This is a genomic window from bacterium 336/3 (assembly GCA_001281695.1).
In the GTDB taxonomy this organism is placed as follows: domain Bacteria; phylum Bacteroidota; class Bacteroidia; order Cytophagales; family Thermonemataceae; genus Raineya.
The window spans coordinates 3920121-3932863 of record LJIE01000001.1 but is presented as its reverse complement, the minus strand read 5'-3'; the positions used below and the strand labels follow the sequence as shown (position 1 = coordinate 3932863).

Sequence of the window (12743 nt, the reverse complement as noted above, 5' to 3'; positions counted from 1 at the left end):
TTTTAATCTTTAATATTCAATAAATTCATCAATCAAATGTTCTCGAACATGCTCCATTACTACCACACGCCACCATTGAGGATTTTCTTTATCATTAGGGGTTAAACCATATAACTGCTCTATTCTACGTGTAATATGTTTATCGTGTATGGCAACAATGTTTAAGAATGGATTTCTGAAATAGGTAATATTTTTTTTATCTAACTCTTGACATAACAAATCTGTTCGGTAGAGTATGTGGTTTATTTTTTGTTTTAAACCTTCAGAACCATACGCTTTTAAAAGCATCCATACGGCAATAGCATTAGCCCCTGAACGACTTCCAGAAAGAGTATAATCTTTCCCACTAACATAACTAGCTTCTTCTGTTACGACATAATGCAATAAATTCTTACGAATAAGTATAATACCTGTTCCAAAAGGAGCTTGTAAGATTCTGTAAGCATCAACAGAAATAGAAGAAATATGTGGGTGAGTAAAATTAAGAGGGTTATCAGGATTGGCAATGGGGTATATAAATCCACCAAATGAAGCATCTACATGAATTTTGAATGGAACTTGAAACTCCTGTAAAACTTCTACAAATAATTCTATATCATCTACTTTGCCAAACTTCAAATTACCCATATTAACTATGCAAATGAAGTATTTGATGCCCTGACTTAGAGCTTTTAGCAATTGATCTATAAAAGTTTGGCGTTGGATAGCTCTAGTAAATGTTTCAACATTTAGTATAATTGGCTGAATTTCTAAAATATCAGCTCCTTTTACTACAGATACATTAGAATCTTGACTAAACAAAACACCAATTTCTTCTGTTTTAGCTTTGTATTCTTTTTGAAAGAAATTACGATATACCCACATAGCTTGGATATTGCCTTCATAATCGATAGGAGCAACATAGCCATCATAACTATTGGGTTCTGCTTTGAAAATCTCTTCTGCACACATACTAATCAGCTCTTTTTCAATTTGATGTGTACCTTTGAAAAAACCTTCAGAATCACCAAATGTATGGCACCCAATATGGTTGGGGTTTTCAACCATTGATTCTAAAAATGGGGAATCAGCTGCAGCTTCTAAGTTAAAAACGGAAGAGTCAAGATAAGAACCTGGTACTCCCATAATTTTACTTCTCAAATAAGAAACATTTTGAGATAATGCATCTTTTACCTTTTCTTGAATTTCCTCTTCTGTGAATGCAGTCCAATACATGATTTATTAATAAAATTAAGTGATAATTAAAAAGCATTCTGTATGTTCTTTTCAACTAGTTTACAAGCTGAAATTTCTTTAATTCCCTCAAAAACGAGTTTTTCTTCAAAAACAAATGTTTTGTAAGGGATAGAAAAAAAGTCTTGATAATGAAGTTTTTGTAAAGTAATATGTTGACTTGCTAAACCCGTTACACAAGAAACTATTTTCTGAAAACCATGTTTAGAAGCTACATTTTCGCTAGCTCCCCATAAAATTGTAGAAATTCCTCTATTCCAATAAGTAGGAACAGTAATACCTACCAATAACTCCATGATGTATCCTTTTTCTATATTAGGGTTTTCTTCAAGATAACGCCCTACAAGTTCACCCATAAGAGCAAATACTGGTAAAAGTTTAGGACAAACTTCTGGGACATCAATTGGTAAATCCTCTACAAAATCTTTTAGAATAGTTACAGATACCACTTTTTGAGTCTTTTTATCTTTAGCGATTAAAGAAAGCTTTTTTTCTATCACATAGTTTGTCATTAATTCAGCAAACTTAGCAAAATCTTGTGTTGTGATACCCACACTATGATTCATGGGCTCAAAAGGACCAAAATAATTTGTCAAAATACTGATAACTTGATCTCTATCAGTTTCTTGAATAGTATCGTAATGTATATCTTGATGTTCAAAGGGTAGTTGATAATGAAGCATAGTTACAATTTTTAAGTGATAATAGGTTTTATAATACTTTTTCCATGAGGACACATGTTGGATTTGACCCTTCAGGGAATTTGGCAAATACTTTTTCTCCTTGGTATTCAAAATCCTTGTAACGAAGCTCAAACAAAGGCTTAAATTGAAATCTTTTTTTAGCAAAGTTTTGGGAATAAATACCTGTTACTTCTGTAATCATTTTTTCATAATGAAGTTTTTTAGCTTGTTTGACAGTAATATCAAATAAAGGAAATGTAAGATTTTTACCTTCATAGTCTTTATCAACACCAACAGTAAATGCCACAATTACTTTACCTTTCTCTGTAACATGGTAGTCATCAATATATTTTTGTTGTAGTCCACCCAACAATGAAAATATAATATCTAAACCTTCATGAAGGTTATCAAAAGTGAGTTCGTCTTCTAAAGCATCTTGAAGAATACTTATCCCTACAACTTTCTCTTCATGTATTGCTACCAAAGCCATATCTTGTTCCAAAGCTTTTTTGCATACATTAAAAGCAAAATTATAAAAGTCTTCATAAGGGATTTCTAAAGCCTTTACCATAGGTTCTCTTTGAAAGGACAAAGTAAAACATTCGGTAGCTTGATGTATCTGATTTTCTTGAAGCAAGCTAAAAGTAATACCTTGTTCCAAAATATTTTCAATATTCATATTATTTTTACTATTTGATTTTTATAAAAAATTATTATCTTTAAAACAACCTGATTTGTATAAGGCTTTTTATAGTTATGCAAGATATTCCTAACAATGCAAAGTTAATAGCTAATACTGTAAATTCCCAAATTTACTACACAGAAAGTGGTGAATATCAACTCCCTATTGTTATAAAGGTACTTAAATCGGAATTTCCTAGTACTAAACAAATTGTACAACTCAAAAATGAATTAGATTATACAACTAAAGTAGATATTACTGGAATCAGAAAAGGGTACAAACACATAAAGATAAATAATCGTCATGCTTTATTGTTAGAATATTTTGATGGATGTAGTATTAAAGACGCTATTAAGCAAAAATTATTTGATTTAAGGTCGTTTCTTGAAATTTCTATTGCAATTACAGAAATTTTGGGTGAAATACACCAAAAAAATATTATTCATAAAGATCTCAATAGTAACAACATACTTGTTGATATAGCCAAGAAATCTATTCGTATAATAGATTTTGGAATGGCTGTAAACATGGATTTAAAAAACCAAAAATTAGAAAGCCCTGAAACATTAGAAGGTACGCTTGCCTATATTTCTCCTGAACAAACAGGAAGAATGAATCGTGTTGTAGATTACCGTTCGGATTTATATTCGTTGGGTATAACTTTTTATGAAATAGTTACAGGACATTTACCATTTGAATCCCAAGATGCAGCTGAACTTGTACACTGCCATTTGGCAAAAACACCTCAGGCTCCTCATTTATTAGAAAATACTTCATTTTCTGTTCCTGTGATAATTTCTAATATTATTTTAAAACTTTTAGAGAAAAATGCAGAAAATCGTTATCAATCTGCACAAGGACTCAAAAAAGATTTGGAAAACTGTTTAGAACAACTTAAAAAGTATGATAAAATCACATTAGTAGGTATTGGTGAGAACGACCATTCAGGCAGATTTCAAATCAATCAATTCCTTTATGGTAGAGCAAAAGAAATACAAACCTTGATACAAGCCTTTGGGAATGCAAGTAAAGGTAACAACGAGATAGTAATGGTTGGAGGCTATTCGGGCGTTGGAAAAACAGCTCTCATACACGAAATACACAAACCTATCACAGAAAGTAAAGGATACTTTATCTCAGGAAAATTCGAACAATTACAAAGAAATATTCCATATAGTGCTATTAATCATGCTTTTACTGAACTGGTCGATATTTTGTTAACAGAAAGCCAAGAAAAACTAGCATATTGGAAGGCTATTTTAAATCAGGCTCTCAAGCCCAACGGAAAGATTCTAACAGATGTGATACCTCAGTTAGAGCTTATTATGGGTGTCCAACCAGATATAGAAATCTTAGCACCTTCAGAAGCTCAAAATAGATTTAAAACTGTATTCCAAAAATTTCTAAATACCATTGCTTCTAAAGAACACCCATTGGTTATCTTTTTAGATGACCTTCAATGGTCTGATATAGCATCTTTCAATATTATCAAGGAAGTGATGGACGACTATCGTCAGTCACATCTGATGATAATAGGGGCTTATAGAACCAATGAAATCCATGAAACACACCCATTACAACAAATTTTAAATAATTTAGCAAATAACAAGTTTTATCATCATATTCATTTACAAAACCTTACACAAGAAAATACCAATCAATTGGTTGCTGATACATTAAAATGTCAGGTAGATGAAACCATTGCTCTAAGCGAGTTGATATTTAATAAAACACAAGGCAATGCATTTTTTGTAACTCATTTCTTAAAAGCTCTTCATGAAAATAATTTATTAAAATTTGATTTTGATAGAAAGGTATGGAAGTGGGATATGGCTCAAATAAAAAAATTGCATTTACCTAATAACATAGTAGAGTTCATGGCATCCAAAATACAAAGCTTAGATGATTCTACACAAGATGTCTTGAAATTAGCGGCATGCATTGGTAATAAATTTGATTTAAAAACACTATCAATTATTTATGAAAGGTCTCTTATAGACACTTTTTTTCATTTGGGAAAAGCTATTAGCGAAGGTTTTATCATACCTTCGGAAGGTAAGATATTTATGTTAGATGATGAGATTATTCAAGCAGAGGACTTTACATATAAAAACTACGAATACAAATTTGTCCATGATCGCATTCAGCAAGCTGTTTATTCGTTAATTGAAGAAGATAAAAAAAGCGTTTTTCATTATAAAATAGCTAAACTTCTCCATAATATATTTCAAAAAGAACCATCAAATGTGGGACTTTTGGACATTGCTAATCATTTTAATCAAGGGCAAACACATATCCAAAATGATGAAATCATTACATTGATAAAATTAAATTTAGAAGCTTGTCATTTAACAACTCAAGCAACAGCATTTGAGGCAGCATTGATATATATTAATCAGGCATTTAATCTTTTCAATCAATATGCAATCTCTGATGATGAGCTAAAATATCAATTATTATTAAGAAAATCAGAATTAGAATTTTTGAATGGTAATTTAGAGCAAAGTTTAGAGATTTCTAATGAACTACTAAGTTTAGCTGATTCGGAGTTTGATAAAGCTACTTTGTATAATCGTCTGATATTACACATCACCATGAAAGGTGATTATCATGCTGCTACAGAATATGGAATTAAAGCTTTACACCTTTTAGATATGCCTTTTTCTATTGAGCAGATAGAGATTCAAATTGGAGCGGAAATACAGGAGATAGGAAAATTATTAGAAGGTAAAACGATAGATTCTTTAATTCAATTACCAGAATTAAATGATACAAAAAATAAATTGGCTATTGCAGTATTGATGAATATGCAAACCTCTGCATTTTATACAGATAAAGGCCTATGGACATTACTTAATTTAAAAGCAGTTTCACTATCAGTAAAACATGGCAATGTACCAGAGTCTGCTTCTGCATATTTTGGTTATGGGGTAGTGCTTTGTGCTGTAATGGGTAATTATCAAGCAGGTTATCAGTTTGGTAAACTTGCTTATGATTTAAGCTTAGAATTTAATAGCCTTTCTCAGTTATGTAAAAGTTGTAATATTTTTGCCAATTTTATTACCATTTGGACCAAACACCTTTCTTATGCAGAAAGACTGAATAATTTAGGTTTTCAAGCAGGTGTAGATTCAGGAGAGCTACAATTTGCAGGTTTTTTATTGGTTCATAAAACACTTAATCCTTTTTTTCAAGGAAAAAATTTGCAAATTATCAATCAACAAGTTACAGAATATATCAGATTCGCTCAAAAAACTAACAATAGAGCTTCTTTTGATTCCCTCTCAGCTACAAAAGTGATTTTAGATAATCTTTTAGGCGATACAAAAAGTATGTTTCATTTTACTAACAATTTTTTTGATGAAAATCAGATTGAAGTAATGAAACAAAGAAATGAGTTTTTACCATTAGGGGTTTTTCTTACACTAAAAGGAATTGTATACTGTTTCTATGATGAATTCTATAAGGCTAAAAGCTTATTGATAGAAGCATCTCAATTTATTTTTGTTTTAACAGGCTCTTTTTTCAATATAGAATATAATTTCTTTTACTCACTAAGTTTACTTCAAACATTTGAAAATATTGATATAGAAGAACAAAATGATATTCTACAACAAATAAATGATAACCAAAAACAAATGAAGGCTTGGGCAGATAGTTGCCCAGAAAACTTCTTACATAAGTATTATTTGGTAGAAGCTGAACTTGCTCGTGTTAAAGGTAATACGCTTGAAGCAATGGATTTGTATGATAAGGCCATTAAAGGTGCTGAAGAAAATGAGTTTGTCTACAATGAAGCTATTGCTCATGAGTTAGCAGCCAAGTTTTGGCTATCACTTCAAAAGTTTGACTTTGCAAAATTATATCTTAAAAGGGCATATTATTTATATGATCAATGGGGAGCAAAAAGAAAAAAAGAATTATTATTCAAAAGTATTCTTATCTCTTAACAGAAGAAATTAGTAAAAACTCATTATTTGCAGAACTAACCACTATCGCTACTACCAATTCAGGTAATGCATCTAATATTATAGATCTAAATAGCATTCTTAAAGCATCTCAAGCGATTTCCAAAGAAATAGTCTTAGAAAGTCTATTAAAAAATATGCTTAAAATTGTTATAGAGAATGCTGGGGCTGAAAAAGGATACCTAATAGATTACGAATTGGGAGAGTTAAAAGTATTGGTAAAAGGAACAACGGATGACCAGCAGATAGAATATAAACTTTCTGTTAACAAATATCAACAGAGTTTACCTTTATCTATTATCAATTATGTAGCAAGAACACGTAAAAATGTAGTTATCAAAAATGCCTCAGAAGACCTGCTTTATAACCATGACTTATACATTCAGAAATCAAAACCAAAATCTGTTCTTTGTTTTCCTGTAATCCGAAAAGGAGAATTAAGTTGTGTTATATATTTAGAAAACAATTTGGTGGCGGGTGTTTTTACAGATAATAGAATTGCCATTTTAGATATTCTGTCATCACAAATAGCTATTTCTATTGAAAATGCTTTACTCTACGAAAGCTTAGAAAACAAGATTAAAGAATTAACCATTGCCAATAAAGAATTAGATTTATTTATTTATAGAGCTTCACATGACCTCAAAGGCCCTATAGCCAGTTTATTAGGGTTATCAGAAATAGCACAACAGGATGTAAAAGATGAGGAAGCCAAAGGGTATTTTGATATGCTCCGAAGAACAGCTCAAAATATGAATAAAACATTAGAAAAGCTCCTTATAGTAAATCTTATTAATCAAGAAGAAGAAAAAAGTGAAATAGATTTTGTCAAAACCCAAAAAAATATTGAGCATAAATTTGAAAACATTGCTTCTACAAACAGTGTACATTTATATTTTGATATAGAATCTAACTTATCCTTGTATTCTTATGCATACCTTATGCATATTGTTATTGAAAACCTTATAGAGAATAGTATCATCTTCAGAGTATTGCATCATAATCATCAAGAGCAGTATATACATACACGTATATTCTCTCAAAACAAAAATATAATTATAGAAGTAGAAGATAATGGAACAGGTATTCATCCAGACCAATTACCTAAAATATTTGAAATGTTTTATCGTGGTTCGGAACTATCCAATGGAAATGGTTTGGGATTGTATCTTGTAGATAAAATTATTAAACGTATGGGTGGACGTATTGAAGTAAATACTACTTTAGGTATTGGTTCTACATTTACAATCTACTTGCCTATCGTTTAAACTAGAAAAAAGGCTATGAAAACAAATTCATAGCCTTGATATAAAAAAGATTTACATTATTCTTCTTCTGCTCCATCATAAGTGAAATTATATTCACCATCAATAGCATATTCTTCACACAATTGTTCTAAATCTGCAATAAAATCATCTAATGCTTCAGTGTTGATTTCAAAATTAGAAATCTCTAAAGAAGTTTCGTCGTACTCATAATCGAAATAAAAATCTTCTTCTGATTCTACATATTCCAAACAGAGATTTTCCAGTTGTGCTGCAAAATCTTCGGGGTCTTCGCATGTAATGTAAAAGTCGTAGAGTACAAAAGCCCCTTCTTCTGCTAAATAAGAGCCTTCATCTTCAACCCAAATATCACTGCTAAATTCTAAATCACTCACAGATTTGATAATCCAAGAATCATGTCCATTGTATTCTTGATGAATCATATAAGCATAAGGAATATAACAATATCCTCTATCTCCCCACTGTTCACCCCAAGAATTCCGAACAATAAACATTTTGTCCTTATCAGAGTAGCCTACGCAAAGCATGGCATGCCAGCCATGTGTTTCACGTACATTATCTGTTTTTTTAGGCATAGGTACTTTGCCTTTATTTTGGTTAGCCTCATCAAAAGATTCAAAGGTGTTTAGAGCAAATGCAATGGGATAGCCTTCTGCAAGCGTATGTCTCCAAAGGTCTAAATCTGTTTCAATGTATTCTGCTTCTTCGATAGTAAAACGAGCTGCATGTTCGTAAGCTTCATCAGGTGGAGATTCTATAATCATATCCTCATTATTAGGCCACACATCTTCAGCACAAGCTCCATACTCTTTGAGACCTTCAATGGCATGGCTCATAATTGAACCACAGTCTTCATCTTGCATTTCTTCCGCTGCTCTTGCATTGTAGTAAATAAAAAGCCTACTTACATCACCAGAATCACCTAAATGCCTTTTTGCTAGATACTCATAAGCTCCTGCAAAAGCATTGGCAACACAACTATTGCCCACTTGCTCTTCAACTGATGTCATAAACTTGCGTAAATCTACAATAGGAGGAAGTTCTTCATTTGTAAATTTTTTAGAAGATTTCTTTTTTGCATTGTTGGAAGAGCCACCAGCTCTGTAACCTCCAATTCTATTCTGTTTGTTCATAAAGATTTGTCCAATTTTTTTCTAAAAAGGTAAGAAAAAAAAGAATATAGGTAAAGAGTTTTTTTTATTTATATTATCAATAACTTTGAAAAACAGAGTTTGTCAATCTTTTAACCAAACTAATAAATGGTTTTTATCCACAATACTCCAAGAATGTGGATGAACAGTTCCATTGGCTCTGATACCCTTATTTTCAGTTTTAATAAATTCTATGGAATGACTGCCTAGGCTACGCAATAAATCATAGGCTTTTTCGAGTATATAGGCATTGAGATCTTCATAAGACTTGTTTCTGTTTTTGTTCTGCCACTCTAAAGCGGGTTCTGTATAAAATCGTACTTTGATATTTTTTAAATAATCCATATTGGTCGTAGAGTTTTCTGAAAGTAAAAAAGCAGAAAACTCTCTAAGTTTGGCTAAGTTTTCAGGTGACTTACCAAAATTATGCTCAATTAAATTTACGATAAAAACACTTTCGTTGTAAGAATCTTCAGAGGCTTTTTCTATGATGCCTTTTTGAGCATTTTTATAAAGTTGTTCTATATCAAGTGGTGAATCTACTGCAAAAATTCCCTTAGGTTGAATGACATCACGATTTTTTAATAAATAATTTGCTAAAATAACAGCAACATTGCCACCACTTGAAAAACCACCTAAAAAAATGTTTTTCTTTTCTACTTTATTACTGTCTAAAATCTTGTTGATGAGTTTACTATATTCTTCTTTTTCGGCTTGTGTGAGCCATAATTTTTGATTGATATTGAGTAGCAGTGTTGTAATACCTTCTTTTTCTATATTTTCTAAAAATTTAGCCTCATGTTTTGTATGCTCTATATCACATGGATAACAAGGAAAAACAATCAAAATAGCTTTTTGATTGGGAGCAATTTTGAGTTCGTATTTCTCTTTTTTGATGGTTCTGATTTTCTGTGCAGATGGAGTACACGAATAAGATAAAACAATAATGATTATTGCTAAGCAGGCTACAAATATATTTTTAAGCATATTTTTGAGATATACCAATTCGAACGTTGTTTTTGCATATTTTATTGAAAAATACTGGCTAAATCTGATAACACTGTTTGAGGGTGAGCATCAATGATTTTTATTTCTGGATTCCATGCTGAAAATTCTGTATGGAATAAGTTTCTGCTTTCTGTATCTACACCTCCTCCAATAACAACAGCCTGAATATTATTTTGCTTGAATGTAGTAATGGCATTTTCATTGGTAAGCTCTCCAATAGCTTCATAACCTTCATTTTGAAGCATTTTTAAGACTTTCTGCATCATATCTTGGTGTCTGCCAATTACCAAGACTTTTTGTGTATGTTCCATAAAAAAGATATTTTATCATAAAACATCTTTTTTGCTTTTTTTATTTATATAAATCTAAAAAACAAATCTAGCCCACCGAAAATACTTGCCAATATGATAATAGACCATGAAGTCCAGTCTTTAAACTCATTTTTTTGATGTTTTAAAAATAGGATATGGAGAAAACAATGAATGATTAGAAAAATATCTAGACCTTTTTGAAAAGCCATATTTTCTAAAAAGTAAAAAATGATAAAAAATAAGGGTACATGAGCAAATATAAAAATAGTCTGCCCAAGTTTATCATCTAACAAAGAAAGACCAGGGAATATACGCCACTCTTTGCAACGAATAGCGTCCATTTCATGCATCAATATAAAAGTAAGCCCTAAATACAAATATATATTTTCCATAACTAAAATTACTTGATAGCAGCAAAATGGATAGCATCTTTATCCCAAGGCATAGCATTTTGAATGGCTGGAATCACTTCTTCGGGTTCATTTACAAAATCGAACATTTTGAGATGTACAGCACCCATGAAGTTTTCCTCCACACAACGCTCAAGCATGGTTTTGAGAGGGTCGTAGTAGCCTTTTGTATTTAAAATGACAATTGGTTTTGTGAAAATGCCTAATTTTTTGAGAGTAATGGCTTCTAAAACTTCTTCTAGAGTACCTGTACCACCAGCCAACGTAATGATTCCATCAATACCCTCTAAAAACTTGGCTTTGCGTTCGTGCATGGTTTCGGTATATTCAAAATCTGTTACTTGTTTGTGTCCCCATTCTACCTCATTCATAAATTTGGGCATAATCCCTTTTATTTTTCCACTATTTTCAAGGACTACATCAGCGAGTTTGCCCATCAATCCCGTTCCACCACCGCCATAAACCACCTCAATATTTTGTTTTACGAGTTCTTTGGCAAGTTTTTCGGTTGCTTCAAAATAAGCATTGTCAATTTTATTGCTGGACGCACAGTAAACACAGACTTTCATGGGATTGAAATGTTAAATATTTGTAAAAATTTGATGCAATGTGTTTTCAAGATTTTGAGGAATCTGATATGATACTTTTAGTAAAAAACTTTCAATTTCGTACTCAATTTCAATTTTATACCATGAATCGTTAAAACTCCAAACCTTCAAATGCATTAGCTGATTAGAATAATAAGATAAATCATTTTCTAACAAAATACAGGCATCTATGGAATATTTTTGTGGTGCTACAATATGACTTGTTGCACAACGATAATACATAAAAGATTCAGGATTGAGCGTTTCTTCTTTCCAGCTAATTTGAGGAGGTAAAATGTCTTTAAAACCATCTAACGCATTAATTTTCTGATAAAAGCTATTCCAAATGCTTTGATTAAAAAAATCAGTTTCTGAATGAATAGAGAAAGATTGCATGATGTAGTTTTTTAACCAAAGAATTTTTAATACAACTATAACTATTTAAAATGATAGAAAATCTTCAGGTAAGTTTTTCAGTTGCTTCAAAATAAGCATTGTCAATTTTATTGCTGGAGGCACAGTAAATGCAGACTTTCATGGTGTAATGAGTTTTATAAAAACTATTTAATGAGTAATGTACATTTTAACTTCATATTATTTAATCTTTCATTTTCTTTTCTCATGTGTTGAAAATTCTGATTAAAGTTTTCAATTAAAATGTTAATATGTTGAACAGCCATCTGTCTATTATTAGAAAACAATAAACAAACATTTTGTAAATCATGTAAAGTTTTCCACATTTCCTTATAGATACTCGAATGTTCTTCATTGATATTTTCCTCACAAAAAACTAACAATTTTTCAATAGTATCTTGATTAGAAGTTATATTGATAGTTTTAAAATCTTTATAGAGTTCTTTTACTGAGTTGGGTAGTATGGAATAATTATCTATTACAATATTTCTGAATTTATCAAAAGTTTGATTCCACTTATTATTTAATTCTGTTATTTGAGATTTAAAAATTGAGTAAAACTCTAATATTTGTTTTTCATTATTGATAATTATATCCTTTGTTTCAACTAAATTCCTTAAATAATCAGTTTTTTTTATAACATCTTTATCCCTTGTATTAATTGAATAAATTTGCATTAAATCTTTTAACTTAAACTCATCTAACTTATCAAATAATAATTTATTGGTATTTAGGTATGGTAAAATAAAGTTTTCTAAATTTTCAATTTCTTTTTTGAAGTTTTCCAATCTTGTTGTAAATGGACTTATAGTCTTAACAGAATTATCAATCCAACTATAAAACATTTGTTTAGAAGCCATCAATTCTTGTTTTTTACTAATACGGCTTCTAAACCAATGAATAATAGGAGTTAAACCTAAAATAGTCAATGAAGTAGCACATGAAATCAAAACAGAATCTATAGGTGTCATAATAAAAAAGTTTTAATTAAAAATCAAAAATAGAGATTC

Annotated in this window: 10 protein-coding genes and 1 pseudogene; 1 reads left to right on the top strand and 10 read right to left on the bottom strand. The window is 30.6% G+C overall.

Annotated elements, in window-relative coordinates; all coding sequences use genetic code 11:
• Positions 1 to 9: 9 nt before the first annotated feature.
• The 3 genes from AD998_18430 to AD998_18420 are packed head-to-tail and all read right to left on the bottom strand — an operon-like array spanning position 10 to position 2595.
• On the bottom strand, positions 10 to 1215 hold the full coding sequence (locus AD998_18430) for a hypothetical protein (protein ID KOY87848.1): 1206 nt from the start codon (positions 1213 to 1215) through the stop codon (positions 10 to 12).
• 26 nt (positions 1216 to 1241) lie between these two features.
• Positions 1242 to 1916 carry a hypothetical protein gene (locus AD998_18425; protein KOY87847.1) on the bottom strand — a complete coding sequence of 225 codons (675 nt, stop codon included), beginning with the start codon at positions 1914 to 1916 and terminating at the stop codon, positions 1242 to 1244.
• A 28-nt stretch (positions 1917 to 1944) separates the two neighbouring features.
• On the bottom strand, positions 1945 to 2595 hold the full coding sequence (locus tag AD998_18420; GenBank protein ID KOY87846.1) for a hypothetical protein: 651 nt from the start codon (positions 2593 to 2595) through the stop codon (positions 1945 to 1947).
• A 77-nt stretch (positions 2596 to 2672) separates the two neighbouring features.
• On the opposite strand from AD998_18420, the pseudogene AD998_18415 reads away from it, so the two are divergent.
• Positions 2673 to 7174 (top strand): annotated as a pseudogene (locus tag AD998_18415) (hypothetical protein).
• A 716-nt stretch (positions 7175 to 7890) separates the two neighbouring features.
• On the opposite strand, the gene AD998_18410 reads toward AD998_18415, so the two are convergent.
• The 7 genes from AD998_18410 to AD998_18380 all read right to left on the bottom strand — a co-directional run bounded on the left by AD998_18410 (position 7891) and on the right by AD998_18380 (position 12704).
• Positions 7891 to 8985, bottom strand: coding sequence for a peptidase C1 (locus AD998_18410; GenBank protein KOY87845.1), 1095 nt, complete (start codon positions 8983 to 8985; stop codon positions 7891 to 7893).
• A gap of 102 nt (positions 8986 to 9087) precedes the next feature.
• Positions 9088 to 9990: a hypothetical protein gene (locus tag AD998_18405; protein KOY87844.1), complete on the bottom strand. Its 903-nt coding sequence runs from the start codon at positions 9988 to 9990 to the stop codon at positions 9088 to 9090.
• Between the two features lie 41 nt (positions 9991 to 10031).
• Entirely contained in the window at positions 10032 to 10322 is a 291-nt protein-coding gene (locus AD998_18400) for a hypothetical protein (GenBank protein KOY87843.1), read from the bottom strand.
• A 44-nt stretch (positions 10323 to 10366) separates the two neighbouring features.
• Complete coding sequence (locus AD998_18395) at positions 10367 to 10714, bottom strand: hypothetical protein (protein ID KOY87842.1); 348 nt, start codon at positions 10712 to 10714, stop codon at positions 10367 to 10369.
• An 8-nt stretch (positions 10715 to 10722) separates the two neighbouring features.
• The gene (locus AD998_18390) at positions 10723 to 11301 is read right to left on the bottom strand and encodes a lysine decarboxylase (GenBank protein ID KOY87841.1); all 579 of its coding nucleotides are present in this window, start codon (positions 11299 to 11301) and stop codon (positions 10723 to 10725) included.
• A gap of 12 nt (positions 11302 to 11313) precedes the next feature.
• Entirely contained in the window at positions 11314 to 11715 is a 402-nt protein-coding gene (locus tag AD998_18385) for a hypothetical protein (GenBank protein KOY87840.1), read from the bottom strand.
• A 164-nt stretch (positions 11716 to 11879) separates the two neighbouring features.
• Positions 11880 to 12704 carry a hypothetical protein gene (locus AD998_18380; protein ID KOY87839.1) on the bottom strand — a complete coding sequence of 275 codons (825 nt, stop codon included), beginning with the start codon at positions 12702 to 12704 and terminating at the stop codon, positions 11880 to 11882.
• Positions 12705 to 12743: the final 39 nt, after the last annotated feature.

Bases quoted from the DNA above. Each gene is read 5' to 3' on its own strand.
- AD998_18380 (KOY87839.1), bottom strand. From the start codon at position 12,704: ATGACACCTATAGATTCTGTTTTGATTTCATGTGCTACTTCATTGACT.
- AD998_18400 (KOY87843.1), bottom strand. From the start codon at position 10,322: ATGGAACATACACAAAAAGTCTTGGTAATTGGCAGACACCAAGATATG.
- AD998_18390 (KOY87841.1), bottom strand. From the start codon at position 11,301: ATGAAAGTCTGTGTTTACTGTGCGTCCAGCAATAAAATTGACAATGCT.
- AD998_18420 (KOY87846.1), bottom strand. From the start codon at position 2,595: ATGAATATTGAAAATATTTTGGAACAAGGTATTACTTTTAGCTTGCTT.
- AD998_18430 (KOY87848.1), bottom strand. From the start codon at position 1,215: ATGTATTGGACTGCATTCACAGAAGAGGAAATTCAAGAAAAGGTAAAA.
- AD998_18425 (KOY87847.1), bottom strand. From the start codon at position 1,916: ATGCTTCATTATCAACTACCCTTTGAACATCAAGATATACATTACGAT.
- AD998_18405 (KOY87844.1), bottom strand. From the start codon at position 9,990: ATGCTTAAAAATATATTTGTAGCCTGCTTAGCAATAATCATTATTGTT.
- AD998_18410 (KOY87845.1), bottom strand. From the start codon at position 8,985: ATGAACAAACAGAATAGAATTGGAGGTTACAGAGCTGGTGGCTCTTCC.
- AD998_18385 (KOY87840.1), bottom strand. From the start codon at position 11,715: ATGCAATCTTTCTCTATTCATTCAGAAACTGATTTTTTTAATCAAAGC.
- AD998_18395 (KOY87842.1), bottom strand. From the start codon at position 10,714: ATGGAAAATATATATTTGTATTTAGGGCTTACTTTTATATTGATGCAT.